21 protein-coding genes, 1 rRNA gene and 1 riboswitch are annotated in these 23,791 nt (G+C 35.8%); of the genes, 10 read left to right on the top strand and 12 right to left on the bottom strand.

The window, feature by feature from the left end:
- Positions 1-11 precede the first annotated feature (11 nt).
- The 3 genes from A9178_RS16950 (at position 12) to brnQ (ending at position 5,510) form a co-directional block, all read left to right on the top strand.
- Positions 12-1,439 (top strand): glycogen synthase, encoded by a 1,428-nt coding sequence (locus tag A9178_RS16950; protein ID WP_068677420.1) that lies wholly within the window; start codon positions 12-14, stop codon positions 1,437-1,439.
- Positions 1,440-1,453: 14 nt separating this feature from the next.
- Positions 1,454-3,883 carry a glycogen/starch/alpha-glucan phosphorylase gene (locus A9178_RS16945; RefSeq protein WP_068677418.1) on the top strand — a complete coding sequence of 810 codons (2,430 nt, stop codon included), beginning with the start codon at positions 1,454-1,456 and terminating at the stop codon, positions 3,881-3,883.
- Between the two features lie 268 nt (positions 3,884-4,151).
- Positions 4,152-5,510: a branched-chain amino acid transport system II carrier protein gene (gene brnQ, locus A9178_RS16940; protein WP_068677416.1), complete on the top strand. Its 1,359-nt coding sequence runs from the start codon at positions 4,152-4,154 to the stop codon at positions 5,508-5,510.
- Between the two features lie 260 nt (positions 5,511-5,770).
- Here brnQ and A9178_RS16935 read toward each other — a convergent pair whose 3' ends face one another.
- From A9178_RS16935 to A9178_RS16915, 5 genes are all read right to left on the bottom strand, one after another.
- Positions 5,771-6,427: a GntR family transcriptional regulator gene (locus A9178_RS16935; RefSeq protein WP_068677414.1), complete on the bottom strand. Its 657-nt coding sequence runs from the start codon at positions 6,425-6,427 to the stop codon at positions 5,771-5,773.
- Between the two features lie 127 nt (positions 6,428-6,554).
- A complete protein-coding gene (locus A9178_RS16930) occupies positions 6,555-7,121 on the bottom strand; it encodes a 5' nucleotidase, NT5C type (protein WP_068677412.1) in 567 nt (188 codons plus the stop codon).
- Between the two features lie 162 nt (positions 7,122-7,283).
- Entirely contained in the window at positions 7,284-8,432 is a 1,149-nt protein-coding gene (ribD, locus tag A9178_RS16925) for a bifunctional diaminohydroxyphosphoribosylaminopyrimidine deaminase/5-amino-6-(5-phosphoribosylamino)uracil reductase RibD (protein WP_068677410.1), read from the bottom strand.
- Positions 8,425-9,186, bottom strand: coding sequence for a GTP cyclohydrolase II (locus tag A9178_RS16920; protein WP_068677409.1), 762 nt, complete (start codon positions 9,184-9,186; stop codon positions 8,425-8,427). Before A9178_RS16920 ends, ribD begins: the two co-directional genes overlap by 8 nt.
- 200 nt (positions 9,187-9,386) lie before the next feature.
- A complete protein-coding gene (locus A9178_RS16915) occupies positions 9,387-9,719 on the bottom strand; it encodes a hypothetical protein (protein WP_156520797.1) in 333 nt (110 codons plus the stop codon).
- A gap of 50 nt (positions 9,720-9,769) precedes the next feature.
- Here A9178_RS16915 and A9178_RS16910 point away from each other — a divergent pair, with 50 nt between their 5' ends.
- Positions 9,770-10,969: an ornithine--oxo-acid transaminase gene (locus tag A9178_RS16910; protein ID WP_068677407.1), complete on the top strand. Its 1,200-nt coding sequence runs from the start codon at positions 9,770-9,772 to the stop codon at positions 10,967-10,969.
- Between the two features lie 227 nt (positions 10,970-11,196).
- On the top strand, positions 11,197-12,375 hold the full coding sequence (locus A9178_RS16905) for a trans-sulfuration enzyme family protein (RefSeq protein WP_068677406.1): 1,179 nt from the start codon (positions 11,197-11,199) through the stop codon (positions 12,373-12,375).
- 54 nt (positions 12,376-12,429) lie between these two features.
- On the opposite strand, the gene A9178_RS16900 is transcribed toward A9178_RS16905, so the two are convergent.
- Positions 12,430-14,058, bottom strand: a complete 1,629-nt coding sequence (locus tag A9178_RS16900; RefSeq protein WP_369801994.1) for a catalase — start codon at positions 14,056-14,058, stop codon at positions 12,430-12,432.
- Positions 14,059-14,191: 133 nt separating this feature from the next.
- Here A9178_RS16900 and yfkAB point away from each other — a divergent pair, with 133 nt between their 5' ends.
- Entirely contained in the window at positions 14,192-15,322 is a 1,131-nt protein-coding gene (gene yfkAB, locus A9178_RS16895; protein ID WP_068677402.1) for a radical SAM/CxCxxxxC motif protein YfkAB, read from the top strand.
- A 100-nt stretch (positions 15,323-15,422) separates the two neighbouring features.
- Positions 15,423-16,514 (top strand): mechanosensitive ion channel family protein, encoded by a 1,092-nt coding sequence (locus A9178_RS16890; protein WP_068677400.1) that lies wholly within the window; start codon positions 15,423-15,425, stop codon positions 16,512-16,514.
- Between the two features lie 30 nt (positions 16,515-16,544).
- Here the strand turns inward: A9178_RS16890 and A9178_RS16885 are convergent, their stop codons facing one another.
- Complete coding sequence (locus A9178_RS16885; protein ID WP_068677398.1) at positions 16,545-17,312, bottom strand: DUF3891 family protein; 768 nt, start codon at positions 17,310-17,312, stop codon at positions 16,545-16,547.
- Between the two features lie 95 nt (positions 17,313-17,407).
- The gene (locus tag A9178_RS16880; RefSeq protein WP_068677396.1) at positions 17,408-17,893 is read right to left on the bottom strand and encodes a QueT transporter family protein; all 486 of its coding nucleotides are present in this window, start codon (positions 17,891-17,893) and stop codon (positions 17,408-17,410) included.
- A 6-nt stretch (positions 17,894-17,899) separates the two neighbouring features.
- Positions 17,900-17,944: riboswitch (PreQ1 riboswitch) on the bottom strand.
- 172 nt (positions 17,945-18,116) lie between these two features.
- Between A9178_RS16880 and A9178_RS16875 the strand changes: the two genes are divergently transcribed.
- On the top strand, positions 18,117-18,980 hold the full coding sequence (locus A9178_RS16875; RefSeq protein WP_068677394.1) for a VOC family protein: 864 nt from the start codon (positions 18,117-18,119) through the stop codon (positions 18,978-18,980).
- A 112-nt stretch (positions 18,981-19,092) separates the two neighbouring features.
- The gene (locus A9178_RS16870; RefSeq protein WP_068677392.1) at positions 19,093-20,046 is read left to right on the top strand and encodes a calcium/sodium antiporter; all 954 of its coding nucleotides are present in this window, start codon (positions 19,093-19,095) and stop codon (positions 20,044-20,046) included.
- Between the two features lie 34 nt (positions 20,047-20,080).
- Here the strand turns inward: A9178_RS16870 and A9178_RS16865 are convergent, their stop codons facing one another.
- From A9178_RS16865 to A9178_RS16850, 4 genes are all read right to left on the bottom strand, one after another.
- Positions 20,081-20,677: an alpha/beta hydrolase gene (locus tag A9178_RS16865; RefSeq protein ID WP_068677390.1), complete on the bottom strand. Its 597-nt coding sequence runs from the start codon at positions 20,675-20,677 to the stop codon at positions 20,081-20,083.
- A gap of 14 nt (positions 20,678-20,691) precedes the next feature.
- Positions 20,692-21,126 (bottom strand): MarR family winged helix-turn-helix transcriptional regulator, encoded by a 435-nt coding sequence (locus A9178_RS16860; protein ID WP_068677388.1) that lies wholly within the window; start codon positions 21,124-21,126, stop codon positions 20,692-20,694.
- A 183-nt stretch (positions 21,127-21,309) separates the two neighbouring features.
- Complete coding sequence (locus tag A9178_RS16855; RefSeq protein WP_068677386.1) at positions 21,310-22,071, bottom strand: ABC transporter permease; 762 nt, start codon at positions 22,069-22,071, stop codon at positions 21,310-21,312.
- Positions 22,068-22,799 (bottom strand): ABC transporter ATP-binding protein, encoded by a 732-nt coding sequence (locus A9178_RS16850; protein WP_068677383.1) that lies wholly within the window; start codon positions 22,797-22,799, stop codon positions 22,068-22,070. Before A9178_RS16850 ends, A9178_RS16855 begins: the two co-directional genes overlap by 4 nt.
- A gap of 494 nt (positions 22,800-23,293) precedes the next feature.
- Between A9178_RS16850 and A9178_RS16845 the strand changes: the two genes are divergently transcribed.
- Positions 23,294-23,791 (top strand): 16S ribosomal RNA (locus A9178_RS16845); the annotation flags it as partial.

Below are 23,791 nucleotides of genomic sequence, written 5' to 3'. Positions count from 1 at the left end.
GAGGATAGGAAATGGAGAATATATTGTTTGTTGCCTCAGAATCGACACCTTTCATAAAAACGGGAGGGCTGGGTGATGTTATAGGTTCCCTCCCACAAGCTTTGAAACAAGAACAAATGGAAGTTCGAGTTATCTTACCAATGTATGATGAAATTTCGGATGAATGGAAAGAAAAAATGGAGTACGTAACATCCTTTGACGTACCTTTTGGTTGGAGAAATCAAGATGCAGCAGTATACGCGTTAAAACATAATCAGGTAATCTATTACTTTGTAGCAAATGACTACTATTTCACTCGAAAAGGAATCTATGGATATTACGATGATGGCGAGCGGTTTGTTTACTTTAGCCATGCCGTTATGGAGTTCTTAAATCAAGGATTGTATAAACCGGATATTCTTCATGCGCATGATTGGCAGGCTGGTATAGCAGTTGCATTGGCAAATATTTTAAAACCAATCGATGAGATGAAAACAGTATTTACCATTCATAATATTAAGTATCAAGGTATGATGCCAATTGATATCTTTGAGGACTTCTTCAATTTGGATAGAGAACATATCGGTGGACTGGAATGGAATGGGATGTTAAATAGCCTTAAAGGAGCCTTATTTCATGCTGATAAAATCACAACAGTAAGTCCAACTTATGCAGAGGAAATTAAGTATCCATTTTATAGTGAAGGGTTACACCCAGTTCTTTTAGATCGGAAGGAGGATTTAGTTGGAATTTTAAACGGAATAGACCCTAAAGAATATAATCCGAGGACAGATCCTCATGTTTCGTTTAATTATCGCTCTGCTCGGTCGAAAAAGGTAGAGAATCGATTAGCGCTCGGTGATGAACTTAATATGGAAATGGATTTAGGTAAGCCTTTATACGTAATCATTTCTAGATTAGTTGAACAAAAAGGATTCCATCTCGTTCAAAATATTATGGATGAGTTTTTACAAGAGGATGTACAGTTTATTGTTTTAGGTACAGGAGATCATGAATTTGAACATTATTTTTCTGAAGTAGCTAATCGTTATCCTGAAAAGGTAAAAAGTTTAATTACCTTTGATGAAGGGTTAGCAAGACGATTATATGCAAGTGCTGACTTCTTCCTCGTACCCTCTAAATTCGAACCATGCGGCTTAACACAATTAATAGCTTTACAGTATAAAACAATACCAATTGTACGTGAAACTGGGGGCCTTAAGGATACCGTTACTTCTTATAATGAAATAACAGGAGAAGGTAATGGTTTTAGTTTTACAAATTATAATGCACATGACTTACTTCATGTTCTTAAATATTCGTTGCAAATTTATCATGACCATGAACAATTTCAGCAGCTAATAAGAAATGTAAATAAGAGCCAATTTACATGGAAAAACTCTGCTGAAAAGTATGTAGAACTTTATGAACAAATAGTACCAACCCCAATATATGGTTAGGGAGAGATGGTTCCTTGTCACAGTTGACCACAAATGATTTAAAGGAAAGGCTTAAAAAGAAATTAATTACCGAAAAAGGAGTAGAAGTAAGTACTGCTTCTAATAAGGACGTTTATTATGCACTTTCATCTATCGTAAATGATGAAATTATGCCAAATTGGTTTGAAACAACTAAAAGATATCAAGAGAACAATTCGAAGCAAGTGTATTACTTATCAATGGAATTTTTAATTGGGAGGCTATTAGAAAGTAACCTTCTTAATTGTGGAATGTTGGATATCGCGAAGGAAACACTTGAAGATTTAGGATTTAATTCCGAACATGTATTTGCAGAAGAAAGGGATGCAGGACTTGGTAATGGAGGCCTTGGTAGACTTGCTGCTTGTTTTCTAGACTCATTAGCATCCTTGCATTACCCTGGTCATGGGTTCGGTATACGTTACCGTTATGGATTATTCGAACAAAGAATTATTCATGGTAACCAGGTAGAACTACCGGATTATTGGTTAAAAGATTCTTATCCCTGGGAAACGAGAAAAGAAGAAGAGGCCTTTGTCATTCAATTTCATGGAAAGGTACATATGTTCAAACGAAATGACGGTTCCTTAGAGTTTAAATATGAAAATACAGATAAAGTGTTAGCCGTACCATATGATATACCAGTAGTTGGGTATCAAAATGAAGTCGTAAATACATTAAGACTTTGGAGCGCGGAACCGGTAGCTTATAAGGAATCGGAACAAGAAGAAAATAGTGAATTTTACCATGATTTGGATCACCAACATTCCATAGAGCAAATTTCAGGTTTCCTTTATCCAGATGACTCCAACTATGAAGGAAAGGAATTAAGATTAAAGCAACAATATTTCCTTGTTTCTTCAAGTATTCAAAATATTATTAGGAGCTTTAAGAAAAATTATCGACTTCCTATTAGTAGATTACCTGAAAAAGTGGTTATTCAAATCAATGATACACATCCTAGTCTTGCTGTTCCTGAATTAATGCGTATTTTAATGGATGAGGAAAGATTGGATTGGGATACAGCATGGGAAATTACTATCCATGTTCTAGCTTATACCAATCATACTACGTTAAGTGAAGCGTTAGAAACTTGGCCAGAAGAAATGATTCAAGACTTATTGCCAAGGATTTATATGATTGTTGATGAAATCAATGAGCGCTTCTGTCAATCGATTTGGTTTGACCATGAGGAATTAAGGGATAAGATTCCAGACCTTGCCGTTATTGCACATGGTAGGGTTCATATGGCTAGGCTTGCTATCGTTGGGAGCTTTAGTGTGAATGGGGTTGCAAGGATTCATACAGAAATTTTAAAGAAACAGGAAATGAAAGATTTCTATACGTTATTTCCTAATAAATTTAACAATAAAACGAATGGGATTACACACAGGCGTTGGTTATTACAAGTGAATCCAAAACTTTCTGATGTTATTTCTGAAGCAATTGGAACACAATGGATTAAACGGCCCAAGCAACTCATTAGTTTATTAAAATACTCCAATGATAAAGCTTTATTGGAGAAGTTTGATCAAGTAAAGCATGAAAATAAAAGGATACTAGCGAATTATATACATGAACAAACGGGTATTCTTGTGGATGACCAATCTATTTTTGATGTCCAAATTAAAAGATTGCATGAATATAAACGGCAGTTACTTAATATTTTCCATGTTATTTATTTGTACAATGAATTAAAGGCAAATCCTAATCAGGATGTGACACCGCGAACTTTTATCTTCGGTGCCAAGGCAGCCCCAAGTTATCATTTAGCTAAGGAAATTATTAAGTTAATTAATACGGTGGCCTCCATCGTTAATTATGATAAAGATATTAAAGATAAGTTAAAAGTAATTTTCCTTGAGAATTATAATGTCAGCTTAGCAGAGAAAATCATTCCGGCAGCGGATATTAGTGAACAAATATCTACTGCAAGTAAGGAAGCATCCGGGACTGGAAATATGAAAATGATGATGAATGGGGCTATTACGTTAGGTACGATGGATGGTGCGAATATAGAGATATACGATTTAGTAGGGGATCAAAATATTTTTATATTTGGATTAAATTCGGACGAAGTATTAGATTATTATCAAAATGGTGGCTATAATGCTCGTGATATTTATAATACAGATGACCGTATCAAACTTATTCTAGACCAATTGAATCAAGGCGAGTTTGGAATTCATAATATCGAATTTAAAGATATCTTTTACAATATTTTATACCATAATGATCCCTATTTTGTATTGAAGGATTTTGAGCCTTATCTTGAAGCACATGAACTTGCGGAGCGGGCTTATCGAAATAGAACAACATGGATGAACATGAGTGTTACGAATATTGCATACTCCGGTAAATTTTCGAGTGACCAGACCATTCGTGAGTACGCAACGGATATTTGGAAAATTAAACAAATGGATTGAAAAACAAAAGCGCAAGCGTTCGTACTGGCTAGGAACGTGACGAGCTGTATGCCGCTGGGTGCCGGAGCTAAATATTAAAAACGGACGGAATCTAAAAATAGATTCCGTCCGTTTTTCTTCTGATTTGTCTAACTAATCAATTATTTGCAAAAAATATTAATTTTTCCTATGTAATATATTGCATTTTACTAAAAATGATAGTATCATAGGTTTCATCCAATATATTGCATTTTAGTACATTTAATAAATGACACAGGGGGAGCCTAAAATGAAGAAAAAGCTATCAACTTCTAATTATGTTGCAATAGGGTTTATGCTATTTGCACTATTCTTCGGAGCAGGGAACTTAATTTTCCCGGCACAGCTTGGTCAATATTCTGGGACAAGCTTAACACCAGCTATTATAGGATTCTTGATTACTGGAGTAGGTTTACCACTTTTAGGGATTCTTGCTATGGGATTCTCGGGAAGCCGTGATTTGCAGGACCTAGCTAGTAGAGTGAGTCCTGGATACGGAGTTTTCTTTACATCTTTATTGTATTTAACAATTGGGGCATTTTTCGCCATACCTCGTACTGGTACAGTAGCTTACGACGTAGGTATTAGTACTTTTGTTTCAGAGGGATCTCAACAAATTGCACTATTAATTTTTACATTAGTATTCTTCGTAGTTGTACTTTTATTCTCTCTTTATCCTGCGAAACTTGTAGATAACGTTGGTAAAATATTGGCACCAGCTCTTGTGTTATTATTAGCAATACTTTTAATTACAGCACTTGTTAACCCGATGGGATCGCAACAAGCACCAGAAGAAGCATATGTAAGTGCTGCTTTTATGACAGGATTCTTAGAAGGATATAATACAATGGATGCCTTAGCTGCTTTAGTATTCGGTATAATTGTAATTAGTACGGTTAAATCATTTGGTGTTACTTCTAAATCAGAAGTTCTTGCGGCTACAGCAAAATCAGGTGGAGTTGCTATTATTCTATTAGCAGTAGTTTATGTTGGTATTGCTTATCTCGGTTCCATCAGTACCGGAACGCTTGGTTTATTTGATACAGGTGGACCTGTTCTAAGTGGATCAGCAGAATATTACTTCGGAACAATTGGATCTGTTATGTTAGCTGTTGCAATTATTCTAGCTTGTTTAACTACAGCAATTGGATTAATTATAGCTAATGCAGAATATTTTAGTAAATTAATTCCAAAAATAAGTTATAAAATGTTTGTAGTAATCTTTACTACTTTCTCATTTGTGATTGCAAACTTTGGTTTAGCTAATATCATTGCATTTTCTATTCCTGTATTGATGTTCCTATATCCATTAGCGGTTGTATTGATGCTATTAACATTCTTGTCACCATTATTTAATCATGCACGTATTGTCTATGTAGCAACAACTGTAGTTACTATTCTGATCAGTATTTTTGACGGATTAACAGCTCTTTGTGGCTCGTTAGGAATCGATTATTTTAGTTGGATGGTACCAATCTTGAACTTCTATGAGCAAGTATTGCCGCTATACGGAATTGGCCTTGGTTGGTTGATACCTGCATTAATTGTAATTGCGATTACAGGTATTATTGCCCGAATTCAAAAAGTGTCTAATACGCAAGAAGTATAAAGAGTGCTAGGACAGAAATTCTATAAATTGATAAACCGCATGAAATCTGATTTGAAGATTTCATGCGGTTTATTTTCGTGAGATAAGAAAGTATAAAATCTTTCCCGTCTGGGGCTTCGGTTACTCGCCCTACCGTAAAGATATGCATAAGTGCAACTAAGTCATTCGGCCAAGGGCTTGGCGAATGCCAAGTTTTCTAATTTAGTAAATCAAAAAAGGCTTCAGCTTCCAAAGTGTTTAAAGGAGGCTGAAGTCTTTAATTAGCTTACATCTGGGAATAGGTCAATTGTACGGAGCCAATTATTTTTCATTGTTTCGTTTAACTGATTGACATCTCCGGATTTCAATAAATTTATGATGGTGTCATGATCGTGAATAGAATGCTCCGTTAAGACAATGGAATTATGGAAAAAAAGTCTACTAACATGTACTTGTAAGGATTCTATAATATTCTTAATATATGGATTGTTAGCGGCATCCACGATAATCTCGTGAAATTGTTCATCTATTTTTAAAGCAGAATAGTAATTTTTTGAATGAATTGCTTCTGCAAAACGCTCATTCGTACTCTCAAGTAAGGTAAGTATGTCTTTATTCATGTTTTGGATAGCCAATTCTGCAGATAAAGCTTGTAATACAGCTAATGGAGGTAAAAGATCTTTAATAGAACTCCTATCTACTTGCGTAACCTGTGTTGCCTTACCTGGGAACATTTCTACAAATCCCTGTGCCTCAAGAAGCTGTAAAGACTCCCGTATTGGAGTTCTGCTAACCCCCAAGGCTTGCGCGAGCTCCGTATCATTTATTTTCTCCCCCGGTAGAAGTGTACCATCGATAATCCATTGCTGAAGTTGACTAAATGCACTTTCTTTTGCAGATTTTCTTGTTGGCTTTTCATGATTTATTGGTATTGGCATAACGATATCCCCCCCAGAATATTTATATACACATTATTATACTACAAGCTATATTAGAATGTAATATGCAATATATTTGTTTTAGGATAAAAAAGAAAAAGCTATACTAAACTTTAGTATAGCTTTGTTAAAGATTAATTAAATTAAAAAAATCAGCCCAATCTACCATTCTTATAAAATCTTTCTCTTGCTGATTATATGGTTGATCTTTCAGTAATAGTTTAGGTCTTTCGTTAATTAGTGTTTGTAATATAGTCGGTTTATCATCAACGTAAAAATCGAGATGTAATTTTTTAATTGTATGGATTTTCTCTTCATCTTTCATTCCGTAGAAAAAGTGATTATCATGTATCGGAAAACCCTGACTTTTCATCCACTCTTTTGTTCGCTCACCGTGTTCATTAGGTCTCGCTGTAATATAGAAAATGGAATGACCATCCTGGTGTAATTGATTTAATGTTTCCATGGCGCCGGGAAAAGAAGGGCAGTCCGTATAGTAAATCTCTTCTAATGTATTATTCCACATTTTTGCTCCTTCTTCGTCTGTCAGGCCAAAGGGTTCGTGGATTTCCACCCGTTTAATACTTTGAAAGACCGATAAATCTAATTGCTGATTTAACTTCTTATTATAAATATGAAATGCATGTTCACGTAAGTTTATTAATGTATCATCAATATCAAAACCAAATCGCATCATGATCCCTCTTCTTCAAAGATAAGAAAATAAAAAAATTCAGCTTGTTAAATCTTGTCATTGGGAAGGCCAAGTCCAGCTCCAGCGCCCAGCGACTAGCGAGACTTCCTTCACCTTCGTACGATAAGTCAACATCGACTCACTCCGTTCGTCGTGTTTCCTTTATCTCCTACGGCTCAGTCCAGTCCGTACGTCGCTAAACGAGCGCTTACGCTTTTGTTCGTTATATGATGGATAGCCAATAAATTTAAAATCATTCCCAATAGTAGTAATCTCTGTGTCTGTAAGCTCAATGGCATCCTCCATTAGTTCAATACCTTTACCTTCTAAAAAGGTCGGTGCGTCTTTTCCGCCGACTAGTTTAGGGGCAATATAAAGGATTACCTTATCAACTAGTTTTGCCTGTAGGAAAGAAGCATGGATATTTCCTCCGCCTTCGATAATTAGGGAGGAGATACCCTCTTTTCCTAACGTATTCACAACATCTTTAGGGTCAACAGTGTTTTCGGAGTTTGTTACGATTACTTTAACACCTTGTTCTTCTAATTTTCTTTTCTTTTCTTCATCATAGTTTTTGCTTGTGAAAATCCATGTTGGAGCTTGTATATCTGTCACTAATTGATAATCAAGTGGTAGTCTAAGTTTAGAATCCATGACAATTCGTAAGGGATTCCTTCCGTTTGGTATCCTTGCCGTTAACGCTGGATCATCTTTTAATGCTGTTTGGATACCAACTAATATTGCCATATTCTCATTTCTTATTTGATGTACGTCTTCTCTAGATTCTTCAGAAGTTATCCACTTACTACTAAATGTATGAGTAGCTACCTTCCCATCTAATGTTATCCCTGCTTTTAAGGTAATGAATGGTTTTTGCTCGACAATATATTTATTAAAGACCTCATTCATTTTATTCGATTCTTTTTCGCGAATACCAACTTGAACTTCAATTCCTGCATCTTTTAGTATTTGCACACCATTACCGGCTACGATTGGGTTGGGGTCTAACGTTGCAATTACAGCTTTTTTTATTCCTGCTTTTACTATGGCTTCTGCACATGGACCAGTTCTTCCATGATGAGAACAGGGCTCCAATGTGACATAAATCGTTCCACCTTTTGCTTTTTCACCAGCCATTCGAAGGGCGTGAATCTCGGCATGTGGCTCACCAGCTTTTAGGTGAGTTCCCACTCCGACTATGCGGTTATCATTGACAATAACCGAACCTACTAATGGATTAGGGTCGGTTTGTCCTTTCATTGCTTTTGCATTGTTTAAAGCTAAATCCATATAGAATTCATCATTAATCATTGCAACAAGTCCCTTCCTCATCTCGCAAGTGACCGGACTTCTCAATCTTAGTTTCTAAATACTTTTTATTAAATTCTGATACATCCCCCCATAAAGGAACCCTACCTGAAAGTAGAAGGCCTGCATCTTTTAATGCTTCGAGTTTTTTAGGGTTGTTGGTAATTAACGTTACTGGCTTATCACGCAACGCCTTAAGAACTTGAATAGCATCACTATAGTTTCTGGAGTCATTAACGAAGCCCAGGTTTTCATTCGCTTCTACCGTATCGTACCCGTTCTCTTGTAATACATAAGCCATTGCCTTAGAAAACAAACCAATACCTCTACCTTCATGATTAGCTAGGTAGAATATAGCACCGACTCCATGTTCTTTTATTTTTTTCATGGATTGTTTTAATTGAAATCCACAATCACAACGTTTACTTCCGAAGATATCACCCGTATGGCAAATCGAATGCATACGGATTAAGGCATCGTCTGCATTTTCAAAGTCTCCATAGACAAGTACACTAGATTGTTGATATTCCGCAAGATTTGATGAAGCAAGATTTTCAATAATTCGTTCATAATCCTCGGTAACTTCATCGTAATTTAGCCAGCAATACCATTGGAATTCGACTGTTTCGTTATATAGGTTAACCGGAAGACGAATTGGTCCAACTAAGTAAATAGCTCGATCTTCTTCCGTTTGGATTAGTTTTATTTTATCTTTTAAAATTGAAAATACTTCAGATTTTAATTTGATATTTCCCATGTTTTCCACTCCTTTTCCTTACTCCTTTTATTAGTATAGTTAAAAAGGAGAGGTTCATCAATTTTATCTACGCGGAGTTACTAAATCTCCCGCATTTTTAGACGGGAGATAAGGGCAACTAAGGTTCAGTTGGAGTTAAAACTCCAACTGAACCAAGTCTTCTTTATGTTCTCCTAGAGAAAGACTTTCATTACATAATCTTAAAAGGTAAGAATGAATGTGTGGTTTAAGGAATAAAAATAGATAATGAAGCGATTAATTTTTGGTAGATGAAAATGAATAACTTTCTTAACCTGCATAAGTGAAACGAAGGCATTTACCACGATTACTGAAATCTCGGGTGATAGTGCTGAAATCCCGAGTGGTAGCGCTGAAATCCCGAGTGGTAGCGCTGAAATCCCGAGTGGTAGCGCTGAAATCCCGAGTGTTAGTGCTGAAATCCCGAGTGTTAGTGCTGAAATCCCGAGTGTTAGTGCTGAAATCTCGAGTGTTAGTGCTGAAATCCCGGTTGCAAGTGCTGATATCCTAAGCACAATTACAGATATCTCGAATCTGAGTTTTCCAAGGAAAGGGGGAGGGATTTTTGACAAGTCAAAAATCAACCGAAATTATTCAACAAACGGAAAAATATGGCGCGAATAACTATCACCCACTTCCTATTGTAGTTTCTGAGGCGGAAGGTGTTTGGGTGAAGGACCCAGAAGGAAAAAAATATTTGGATATGTTAAGTGCATACTCAGCAGTTAATCAGGGGCATAGGCATCCTAAAATAGTGGGGGCTTTAAAAAAACAGGCAGATAAGGTTACATTAACTTCAAGAGCATTCCATAATGATCAACTCGGCCCCTGGTATGAAGCTGTTTCTCGGTTAACAAAAAAAGATATGGTGCTACCAATGAATACGGGCGCAGAAGCGGTAGAAACTGCGATTAAAGCAGCAAGAAGGTGGGCATATGGTGTGAAAGGTGTTACAGATGGTAAAGCGGAAATTATTGCTTGTGAAGGTAATTTCCATGGCCGTACGATGACTGCAGTGTCTTTATCCTCAGAAGACGAATATAAACGCGGTTTTGGTCCAATGTTACCTGGAATTAAATTAATCCCGTATGGAGATGTGGAATCGTTAAAGGAAGCAATTACAGAGAATACTGCAGCATTTCTGTTGGAACCAATTCAAGGCGAAGCAGGTATTCGAATTCCGCCAGACGGTTTTCTAAGAGAAGCTTATGAAATTTGCAAAGAAAGAAATGTACTATTCATTGCAGATGAAATTCAGGCAGGGCTTGGAAGATCTGGCAAATGGTTTGCTTGTGATTGGGAAAATGTCCAACCTGATATGTATATATTAGGGAAGGCATTAGGTGGTGGTGTTTTTCCTATATCCTGTGTAGCAGCAAATAAAGATATCTTGGGTGTGTTCAACCCGGGTTCCCATGGTTCGACATTCGGGGGTAACCCTTTAGCCTGTGCCGTGTCTATAGCTGCACTTAACGTAATTAAAGAAGAAAACTTAGTAGATCAATCTTTTAAACTAGGCAATTATTTTAAAGATAGATTGAAACGAATCAATAACCCTATTGTCAAAGAAGTTAGGGGAAAAGGGCTTTTTATTGGTATTGAATTAACTGAATCAGCTAGGAAATATTGTGAAGCTCTAAAGGAAGAGGGATTGCTATGTAAGGAAACGCATGAAAATGTTATCCGTTTAGCACCACCTCTTATTATAAAAAAGGAAGAGCTTGACTATGCAATAGATAAAATTAAAAAGGTTCTATCTGTGTAATATTGAAGGGATTTCCCTTCAATTTTTTGTTTTGGGCAGATGGGAAGATACCAAATTATCTACTGTAATTAGTAGAATTAAATAACTCGAAGTAACTTGGTTGGAAAACATTGATTAATTTAAATTCTATAGTGTTCTTTATCTGTTTGAAATGGTATAATCAATTAACAGAATCTTTAAACCTATGACAATTATTTGTGAAAAGGTGAGCGGAAAAGGGGATTAACATGAATACATTTGATAAAAATGAAACTTTAGTGCTACATGCTGATAAAGACTGGAGTGAAAAGGAAGGGACGGCTTCCCCAGCAATTTATTATTCTGCTACTTTTATGGCAAAAGATGCTATAGAATTTGCGGAAATGGCGAATACTCCAAGACATTCGAAATATTATACGCGTTATGGCAATCCAGTTCATGACCGTGTGATTGATATTATGGCAGATTTAGAAGGAACTGAAACGGCGCTTGTGACAGGGTCGGGCATGGGGGCTATTTCAACTACACTTTTAGCATTACTTCAAGCAGGTGACCATGTTGTTGCTCAAACGAGACATTATATGGGTACAGCTAAAATATTGGATGAAATGCTAACGAAATTCGGGATAGAGGTTACCATTGTAGAACAAACCGATGTTCAGGAATTTGAGAAGGCGATTCGTCCTAACACAAAATTAATTATGATTGAAACACCGGCTAATCCAACATTAATTGTGACAGATTTAAAAGCGGTAGCTAGTCTAGCTAAGCAACATGAAATATTAGTGATGGCGGATAATACATTTGCTTCCCCACTAAATCAAAGACCTCATGATTATGGCGTGGATATTATTGTGCATAGTGCAACGAAGTATTTGGGTGGTCATCATGATATTGTAGCAGGTGTCGTTTGTACGAGTAATGAGCTAGCAGAGAAAATTTGGAGTGTCCATACAGCGATTGGATCTGTATTATCCCCGATGGATGCTTGGTTACTTTTAAGGGGTCTTCGTACATTTCCTTTAAGAATGGAGCGTATTAATGAGAATGCTCTTGTGTTAGCTATGTTTTTAGAAGAACAAGACAAGGTGGAGGAAGTGTTTTATCCTGGGTTAGAAAGTCATCCACAACATGAACTAGCCAAGTCGCAAATGAAAGGGTATGGTGCAGTTATTGCCTTTTCGATTAAAGGTGGTTATCAAGAAACACAAAAATTTGTTTCATCATTAAATCTTACACAGCATGCAGTAAGTTTAGGTGGTGTGGACTCATTAGTTGTGCATACTGCTGCAATGTGGGAAGGGGCATTAAATGAGGAGCAAATGGAAACAGCAGGTATTCCAGCAAATTTTGTTCGCCTCTCTGTTGGATTAGAACACATTGAAGATTTGAAAAAAGATGTTTTACAAGCATTGCAGACAATGTAAATTTAAAAGACAATAAACTAGCCGGTATTCCAATCTCGAATACCGGCTGTAAAATTAATAAGGCTCTGCGTCATGTCCTTTTTCAATGGCATCTTTTACCGCTTGGTGGGCATCTTCAGCCCCAAGTGGTCGCATTTCTTCACCCATTTCCATTTTTTGATTGGCCATTGTTTTTGTTTTTTCAGCTATCCCTTCTCTTAAACGACGACCATATTCTTCATCAGCATCTTCAGCTAATGCAATCATTTTATCTTGGATACGCTTGTCACAAATGGAGAGATCGTTAATAAGGTTGTTAATTAACTCATCTTTCTCCCATTGCTCGAAACGTCGATAAGTTTCACCTGCTTGTTTCGTATTGTCGTCTCGGTCAATAGATTCGCGAACAAGATTTCCTTCTACTTTCGGTGTGTGTTCTTTCCCGAGTTGTTTTGCCTCTTTTAACCCTCCTAAAATAGATGGTTCATAATTAACATGTGGGTTTTGACCAGGTGCCTTGTCATTTTCATATCTTAATGAGCCACCTTCTTGGTTTGTTGCGACACGTTTTTTCGGAGCATTTATTGGTAATTGAAGGTAGTTTGCACCAATTCGGTAACGCTGTGTATCGGAATAAGAGAACGTTCTTCCTTGTAACATCTTATCATCAGAGAAATCAAGTCCATCAACAAGAACTCCAGTGCCAAACGCAGCTTGTTCCACTTCTGTATGAAAGTTTTCTGGATTTTTGTTTAATACCATTTTCCCGACTGGTAACCATGGGAATTGGTCTTCAGGCCATAGTTTCGTATCATCCAATGGATCAAAATCTAGCTCAGGATGTGGACCATCCTCCATAATTTGAACAAAAAGCTCCCATTCTGGATATTCTCCACGTTCAATAGCTTCGTATAAATCCTGGGTTGCATGACTGAAGTTTTTCCCTTGAATTTCTTCAGCCTCTTTTACAGTCAAATTTTTAATTCCTTGTTTTGGTTCCCAGTGATATTTAACTAGTACAGCTTCTCCTTCTTTATTAACCCATTTATACGTATTAACACCTGATCCTTGCATCATACGATAGTTTGCCGGAATACCCCATGGAGAATACATAAACGTAACCATATGAAAGCTTTCTGGTGAATTTGCACAGAAGTCAAAAAAGCGTTCCGGGTCTTGAAGATTTGTTACTGGATCTGGGCGAAAAGCATGAATCATATCCGGGAATTTCATTGCATCACGGATAAAGAAGATCTTTATGTTATTTCCAACTAAATCCCAGTTACCATCTTCTGTGTAAAATTTAATAGCAAAACCACGAGGATCACGAACTGTTTCAGGAGAATCCTTACCATTAACTACAGTTGAAAATCTTACAAAGACTGGGGTCTGTTTCCCTTTTTCTTGGAAAACCTTTGCTCTCGTATATTTCGATACGGGTTCATCCCCGACTGTTCCATATGTTTCAAAATAACCATGCGCACCCGCTCCCCGTGCATGTGCAATCCGTTCCGGAACCTTTTCACGATCGAAGTGACTGATTTTTTCTATAAAATCATAGTTTTCTAAAGTAGCTGGTCCTCTATTTCCTACTGTTCTAATATTTTGGTTATTGGTGATCGGATGACCTTGCCTTGTTGTAAGTGTGTCATCATTCTCGATATTAGTCTCGTGGTTAGTTGAATGCCCTTTTTCCAAGTTAATTCCTCTTTTCTGTAAAAGATTGTATATAACACTATTTATATTTACCTAAAAACGTTAATTTAATCTCTATTTTTAAGACCTTATACATATGGTGTTACAATAGAAGAATAGTTATAAAAAAGGAGAAGATAAAATGGAAACAACGGAGATAAAACAAACGATGACACCTGCCAATGATCCATGGGAGGCATATATGGATGTAGAAGAATTCGGTGAAATGAGTTTGTCGAATATTGAATTTACGACAACTGTTATGTGTAATATGCGATGTGCACACTGTGCCGTCGGATATACATTACAACCAAGTGATCCTGATGCGCTTCCAATAGATTTACTAATAAAAAGGTTAGATGAAATACCACGTCTACGTACATTAAGTATTACGGGCGGAGAGCCAATGATGAATAAGAAATCGGTTAGAGAATATGTTGTACCGTTATTGGCTTATGCTTCTAGTAGGGGTGTGAAAACACAAATCAATTCCAACTTAACCTTGCCATATAATCGCTATGAAGAAATTATTCCGTATTTAGATGTTTTACATATTTCGCATAATTGGGGTACGGCAGATGAATTTGCGGAAACAGGATTTGCGCTAATGGAACGGAAGCCTTCCCTAGATAATCGAAAAAAGTATTTCGAACGGATGGTGGAAAATTCTAAGAGGCTGGCAAATGAAGGGGTAATGGTTGCTGCAGAAACGATGCTAAACAAACGAACCTTCCCTTACTTAGAGCAAATTCATGACCATGTGAATGAGATGGGGTGTGCACGTCATGAAATTCATCCCATGTATCCAGTCGATTTTGCTAGTAATCTAGAAATCTTAAATTTAGATGAAATTCGAACAGGTATTGAACGTTTATTAAATCATCGGAATAAAGACATGTGGATGCTGTTTGGAACCCTACCATTCTATGCTTGTAGTGGAGACCAAGATGACTTGGCCTTACTTCAAAGGTTATATAGAGAAGAAAATGTTTCATTACGTAATGATCCAGATGGAAGATCAAGACTTAATGTTAATATATTTACGGGGGATATTATCGTTACGGACTTCGGCGACGATGAACCATCCTTGGGCAATATACAAAATACAACTTTACCAAAAGCTTACGCGCGGTGGATGGAAACAAAAACGGCAAAAAGTTTAAATTGCCATTGTCCAGCGGTAAAATGCTTAGGCCCCAATATTTTAGTTAAAAATGCATATTATAAAGACGTCGATTTTACAACGAGGGAAGCAAAAATAAGTCGACCATAAAAGTTCTAGGAAGGAAGATGCTATAGGCTGTTTTACTTATGACGTAATCCGGGTATATATGTTATGATATTTCTATAATTTTAGGAGGTAATAAACATATATGACTTGGGAGCACTTTATATCATATAGTCATCTAATAGAATTAGGAATAGCTATAGGTATCTTCCTTTTATTTATTCTTTTTAGGAAATTATTTACGAAGTATGTTTTTAAAATCATTATGAGAATTGTAAGAAAGACGAAGATTAAAATCTTGTCTAATATATTCATTGCTTTCCAAAAACCGATGGAATGGTTTTTTACATTGTTAGGTTTTTATTTTGCCTTTTCTTACTATCCATACGTAAATGAAAAAGTTTTATATAATTTTATTAGTGCGGCATTTATCATTCTTATTACTTGGGGCTTAGTGCGATTATCCTCATCTTCATCCGATGTATTTCGGAGAATTAATGAGAAGACAGATATCAAAATTGACGAAATCTTAATACCGCTACTGTCTAGGACATTGCAATTTATTATTATTGCTATCTCTATTACCATTATTCTTCAAAAATTTGGTTATGATATTGAAGGGCTTATTGCTGGGCTTGGGTTAGGTGGTTTAGCTATCTCTTTAGCAGCAAAGGATGCCTTAGCGAACATTCTTGGTGGAATATTAATTATTTCTGAAAAACCTTTTACGATTGGCGATTGGATTTTAACCCCTAGTGTGGAAGGAACAGTAGAAGATATTAATTTCCGAAGTACTAAAATACGAACTTTTGCGGATGCATTGGTTTCTGTTCCTAATAATCAATTAGCAAATGAACCAATCACGAACTGGACTAAAATGAATAAACGCCGCGTTACTTTCAATCTTTCATTAAGTTACGAAACACCAAGAGAAAAAGTAGAATCGGTCGTAAACCGAATAGAAAGTCTGGTGAAAAATCATCCAGAGATTCATCAAGAAACGATATTTGTGAAATTTGATGAGTATAAAGAAAGTAGTTTGGGTATTCTTCTATATTTCTTCACGAAGACAACGGCTTGGGGAGAATATCTAAATGTGAAAGAAGAAATTAATTTTAGAATACTTGATATCGTAAGGGAAGAAGGAGTAGAATTTGCCTTACCTGCAAGAAGATTATATTTAGAGAATGATTCATCTGATGATTCAGATTCGTTACAACTTAGACAGGAATCTTAAATAGAGAAGGAGTTCACAAGGGCTCCTTCTCTATTTTTTAGGTGAAAGCTTTAAATCTACTATTTCGTATGGTGTTTTTTCATAGCTATTAACGATACCATTCTTCTTGATTAAATTTTTTACAACTCTCTTTTGTTTAATTTTTAAAGGTACTTCTGCTTCATATGGAAATGGATCGATATAAATAGTATTGTCTGCCTTCCATTCCGGCCAAAGAATCTGGCTTTTCATTTTATCAATAGAAGGAAGAGCAATTCCATTTTTAAAAAAGAAATGATATTCATCTTTTTTAACACCGGGTCTATTAATGCAAAAGAATAGAGATAGACTATCGGTAAACTTAAGTAATTCATAATGAAAATCAAATAAGTTCTTATCGAAGTTATTTAAAGACTGAATGATTTTCTTTTGTCTTCTCCTTTCTTGTTCTACAAAGGATTCTGCATAAGAAGAAGATTCCTGAATTATAAATTTTGTGTAGTGGGTACTACATAATAAAGCTGCATAGGTGTCTTCTTTCTCCACCTCATTAATTCCATGTGTATAAATAATCGTTTTTGGGGCTAAGGGGTAATTCGTAAAATCATATGGTACGTTTATTTGATCATTCCATACTGGCTGCTTATCAAAATACTTCCAACCATAATCATGAAGTGTAATTGCTGTGTTAACGGAATTCATAAGAGTGTTGCTTAATAACAATTCCTTTTTCCAATGCTTTATTAATTCGCCGGACACAATGGCGTGATTGTCTTGTTCAATCATTATAAAATGGTCTTTTTCTTCTCTAACAATCATAAATAGACCCCCTTTATATATATTATGTAGGAGTATAGAAAAAACTTCACGGATTAATTAGTTAATCGTGAAGTTTTTTACTATAGATTATTCTATTAGATGATTTTATCAAAATGTACTTGTTTATTTAAAGTATACATGATTGGAATTCCAATAGCTAAAACAACAATTTCTCCAATCGCGGTAGTTACCCAAGAAAATAAGAAAGGTAATTCAAATGCTAAGTATAATTCTAATGCGATAATGTACATGTTAATACTGAAAATAATTGTATTTGCAGTTAGTAGAAGTAGGGTGTTTTTCGTGTATTTAGATAATAGAATAATAAATCCTAAAGAAATTGCTGAATGAGCGACTCCGAATACAATATCATATAGTCGCATCGGCGAGAAAAATAGATTGGTTAGAAATACACCCAATATAATACCGAAAAATAACTTCTTATTAAATACCACTAGATGATTAAACATCTCAGAAACACGGAATTGCACATTGGTAAAGCCAAAAGGCTGAATAAGTGCTGATACAGCTATATACAATGCAGCCAATACCCCGTTTACAGTTAATGTTTTAATATTCATTTCAATCTCTCCTTAGTTTTTTTACGTGGGAGGTTTTCGAACCACGGAGCTGTAAGTCAATGGAATCTATCATAGCAAATTTTATAATTATTCACAATGGTATTATAAGTAATTATTAAGTGTTCGGTTGACAGATTTGAAGAATATCCATATACTTACTTTAAGTAACCTTATAATTATATATAACAATAATAAATGCAATGTTATTAAAAGGAGATTTAAAATGGAAAAGAAATTTTTTCAAAAGCCAGCTACTTATGTTGGTGAGGTTAATATAAATGTAACAAACCTAAAGAATTCTCTTGTCTTTTATCGAGACTTTATGGGATTTAAAGTTTTAGAAGAAACGAGTGAACGGGCTGTATTAACGGCAGATGGTACAAAGCCAATATTAACATTGGAACAACCGAAAAATGTTATACCTAAAGAAAGAAGAACAACAGGTTTGTATCATTTTGCTATTCTTTTGCCGTCTCGCAAAGACTTGGGTACATTTTTAAAACATCTTATTCAAACGAAAGGTCACGAAATTCGTTTAGGGGCATCTGACCATTTCGTTAGTGAAGCATTATACTTCGATGATCCGGATGGAAATGGAATTGAGATTGCGTGTGATCGCCCTTCATCTGAATGGAATTGGAATGGTGACTTAGTAGATATGGGCACAGCACAAATGGATGGAGAAGGTGTGCTTGGTGAAGCAGGAGATAAATGGGAAGGAATGCCAGAAAACACCTTGATGGGACATATTCATTTACATGTTGCTCATTTAGAAGAAACGGAGAAGTTTTATGTAGATGGACTAGGATTTAATATTGTTACTAGATATCCCGGCGCTCTTTTCGCTTCGACAAATGGTTATCATCACCACTTAGGGCTAAATGTCTGGAATGGAGAAGGTGCTAAGGCGTCTTCAAAGAATAGTGTTGGTCTTAACTGGTTCTCATTAATTTTCCCCGATTCTGAAAAAAGAGAAAAGGCTGTCCGTAAATTAGACGATATGCAAGTAACCGTAATTAAGGAGAATGATTATTATTTAGTAGAGGATCCTTCAGGGAATGCTATTCGACTTCAACTAGAAGAATAAATAAGGGATATTAGAGATTGCGCAAATTGGCAATCTCTATTTTCTTTAGAATTTAAAATAGTTATTAAGGGAAAATTATATTAAGATAAAGAGGAATTGGGGGTGGGAGTATTTGGAATACTTATTGTTGATTATAGGTTTTGGCCTGTTGATTAAGGGAGCGGATTATTTTGTAGATGGTGCTTCCAATATAGCAAGGTTACTTAAAATTCCCTCGATATTAATCGGTCTTACTATCGTCGCATTTGGAACAAGTTCTCCTGAGGCAACGGTAAGTATTATAGCGTCTTTTGAAGGAAATGCTGATGTAGCACTAGGTAATGTTATTGGTAGTAATATTTTTAATTTGACTGCTGTTGTTGGTATTGCTGCATTCATTTATCCTTTAAAGGTCGAAACGGAAACGATACGAAAAGAAATCCCTTTTACGCTTTTGGCGAGCGCTGTATTGTTAGTCCTTATGAGTGATGTCATGTTAGAAGGGTTGAGTGGTAATTTTATCACTCGTAGTGACGGGCTAGTTTTTCTATTATTTTTCGCCATCTTTATGTATTATGTTATCGAAGTTGCATTCAAGAGTAGGGAAAATATGAAGGATGAATTGATTCCTGAAGGTGTAACATGGGGGAAAAATATATTAATTACTTTGTTAGGATTAGTAGGTATTGTTTTTGGCGGGGATCTAGTTGTTTCCAATGCAACGGAAATTGCTTACCAATGGGGAATGAGTGAAACGTTAGTCGGATTGACGATTGTAGCCGTTGGGACCTCTTTACCGGAACTTGTAACTTCTATTACTGCCGCACTGAAAAAAGAAAGTGAAATTGCCCTTGGTAATATTGTTGGAAGTAATATCTTTAATATTTTATTTGTGTTAGGAGCGGCTTCGGCTATATCTCCTCTCGCGGTGGATAATAAAGTATTTATGGATGTTATCATTATGATGGTCTTAACGGTACTCTTATTAGTCTTCTCTAGGACTAATTTTAGAGTAGGTAAGAGGGAAGGTCTTATACTAGCCATTTCTTATGTTGTTTATTTAGCGTATATTATATTAAGAAATTAAAAACTGCCGCGCATTATGTAGCACGGCAGTTTTTTTAATTGTTATACCATTCAGCAGCGGATTTTACTTCGTTTATTGTTAATTGATGACCGAAATCTTCCCAATGTATCTTGACTTTTGCACCCGCACCTTCTAATAGGGATTTTAAATCCTCGGATTCTTGAGCTGGGCATATAGGGTCATTGGTTCCTGCTGCGATAAAAACTTTTTTATCCGATAAATCTGGTAACTCAATTCCTCTTCTAGGTACCATAGGATGATGTAATATGGCGGCATTTAAAGAGTCTTTATAGTGGAATAGTAGACTTGCAGCTATATTTGCGCCATTGGAATACCCAATTGCTGTAATATTATCACGTGGGAATTCATATTTGGTAGCTACTTCATCTAGAAAATCATTTAGTTCTTTTGTTCTAAATACTAAATCTTCTTCATCAAATATCCCTTCAGCAAGTCTTTTAAAGAAACGAGGCATTCCGTTTTCTAAAATATTTCCCCTCACACTAAGAATATTAGCGCCCTTATCGATAATCTCCGCTAAAGGTAACAGGTCTTGTTCTGTCCCTCCTGTCCCATGAAGTAGTAATAAAGTTTTTGAAGTATCTGTACCTTTTTGAAAAATATGTTTCATCGTTTCACCCCTGTTTATTTTAGTTGTTCACTTTTCTTACCAACGCGCTTTACTACATCGATTACTATTTTCTTTTCCTCATCTGTAACATCTTCAAATATGTTTTCAATAACCTGTTGATGAAGCGGAAAAATTTCCTCCATTAATTTTATGCCCTGATCAGTTAATTGAATATAAACAACACGGCGGTCATCCTTGCATGGAGTTCTTTCCAGTAGTCCTTTTTTTTCTAGTTTATCGATAACATACGTAATGGAACCTGTATTAATCAATACGGCTTGTGTAATTTGTTTAATAGTCTGTTGGCCTTTATGGTATAATGCTTCTAAAACAGCGAAGTCAGATGTTCGCATTCCATGACTGCTTATATCCTTTTTAATTAATTCTGCCAACGTCTTGTTAGCTTTAAGTAAGACAACAAAAGCTTTTAGTGATAAATTCTCAGTCATAGAAAATTCTCCTTTTACATTATTTATTTATATATACTTAATTAAGGTATTTTTAATTAAGTATAATATACAAAATTAAAAGGCAATTGTCAATAAAACGCTGTAGATCGTGAATCCAAATTTAGATTCACGATCTATTTTATCTGCTGGCGTTACTAAAACTCCACCTGAACCAAGTCTTCTTTATTCTTCATCTCTAATTTTTAACATTTGCATCTTTTCATTAAAAAGGGTTGGATAGGATAAGAATCCTAGGAATATGCTTGTGACGATTGCGGTTGTTAATAGTAAAAAAAGGACAAGTAGTTGGAATTGTACAGCTTGTACTGGATCAGCTCCTGCTATAATTTGTCCACTCATCATCCCGGGTAACTGGACTAAGCCAATCGTTTTTTGACTTTCTATAGTAGGAATCGTACTTGCTTTAATAGAAGTAACTAAGGGAGTATGGATTGCTTGTTTCGGTGTACCGCCTAAGGATAAAATGAGCTCCGTTTCATCTTGTCGTGCTTCCACCTCAGCAGTGAATCGGTTCAGAAATAAAATTGCAAGAACCATAGAATTCCCAACCATCATCCCACTAATAGGTATAATATATTGTGCAGTAGGTGGAATTATCTGCAATCCTAGTAAGATTGTTTGAGTAAGTATTTCGATAAAAATAAAGGTGATAATTAGTTTCCAGGTAATCCCTTTAATCGATGCTCCCTTTTTTCTAGCATTTTGTGTTGCTGCTCCAATCATTAAAATAATCATTAAGACGATAAAAATAAATTGCTCCGAGGCGAAGACAAATTGTAAAACATAACCGACAACTAGTAGTTGGATAATAGAACGAACAGTTGCAATTATAGTGTCCCTTTCTAAACCTAAATGTAATGTTTTTGATAGGATAATGGGGATTAATACAAATATAAGTGATAATGACAATGTTAAATAACTCATTCTAAGTCTCCCTTTATAAAACGTTGTACCCTTTCGTCTTTCGGGTTGATTAAAAATTCACTCTTACCTGTTTCAATGACTTCACCAGCCATCATAACCCATGAATAATCACCAATGTTCAAAGCTTGGTCCAAATTATGCGTAATCCAAATAATTGTTGTTCCATATTTTTGGTTTATCTTTTGTATTAATTCTTCAATGTCGTGTTGTGATATTCGATCGAGAGAAGAAGTAATTTCATCCAATAAGAGAACATTTGGACGATTTACTAATGTTCGAGCAATGGAAACCTTTTGCTTTTGTCCACCAGATAGATCATTAATATTCCGATTTAAGAAATCTTTTCCTAGTGATACATCTTCTAATAATTCTTTCGCATCTTCCTCAGGTAATGTTTCACCTTTTAATGTAAGTGGTAAAGAAAGGTTTTTATAAACAGAGCCACTTAGCATGGTAGCACTTTGTAAAGCAAGCCCGATTTTGCGGCGTAATATAATTGGATCGTATTGTTCAATGGGTTTGTTGTTTATTGTGATTTGCCCCGAATTAGGAGAAATGAGTCTATTACATAATCGAAATAAAGTAGTCTTACCTGCACCGGAGGGTCCTACTAGCGTTGTTATTTTACCTTTAGCAAAAGAGCCGGAAAGGTTCTTTATTATAGGAACATTACGATCGGAAAATGTAACGTTATTAAACGTAATAATTGGCTCGAAAGTAGTTGTCATTAAATTTACCTTCCTTATAAACAAATTTTAAAACCTCTTCTATTATTCAATATTTTTCTATAGCAATCTATAAATATGCATATTAGTTCCATTAACCTGTACAATGATTAAAGTATAAAAGTGTTTAAATGAAAATGTTGACATTTAAGATGGAGAGTAGTATTATAAATTTTGCTGTTACAAAAGTTAATGACTTTTAAGTGGTTTTAAAAAAGTGTTGACTTAGATTGCAGATGTTGATATGATATAAGAGTTGCTGTTGAGGAAAACAACCAATTAAAATAGTTGTTGACAGCCGAGTGAAACTTGTGTTATATTAATAAAGTCGCTTTAAACAAGCGCGAAAGAAATTAATTGCTCTTTGAAAACTGAACAAACAACCTGTATGAATTAAACGGGGATGAGTTGGATATCGTTTGATAGATGATAACTTAAAACCTGAATCATTTTTAAGCTAAGAATATCAAGTGAATGCATTTCATTTGAACAAACTTTTTTTGGAGAGTTTGATCTTGGCTCAGGACGAACGCTGGCGGCGTGCCTAATACATGCAAGTCGAGCGCTGGAAGCTACTTTCATCCCTTTGGGGATGAAAGTAGTGGAAAGAGCGGCGGACGGGTGAGTAACACGTGGGCAACCTACCTGTAAGACTGGGATAACTCGCGGAAACGTGAGCTAATACCGGATAATACTTTTTATTGCATAATAAGAAGTTTAAAAGGCGGCGTAAGCTGTCACTTACAGATGGGCCCGCGGCGCATTAGCTAGTTGGTAGGGTAAAAGCCTACCAAGGCGACGATGCGTAGCCGACCTGAGAGGGTGATCGGCCACACTGGGACTGAGACACGGCCCAGACTCCTACGGGAGGCAGCAGTAGGGAATCTTCCGCAATGGACGAAAGTCTGACGGAGCAACGCCGCGTGAGTGAAGAAGGTTTTCGGATCGTAAAACTCTGTTGTTAGGGAAGAACAAGTATGATAGTAACTGATCAT

Origin of the sequence: Oceanobacillus sp. Castelsardo, from assembly GCF_001659985.1 — a bacterium.
Classification (GTDB): Bacteria; Bacillota; Bacilli; order Bacillales; family Amphibacillaceae; genus Oceanobacillus.
Note: the sequence above shows the minus strand (reverse complement) of the source record. Positions and strands in the feature narration are given on the sequence as shown.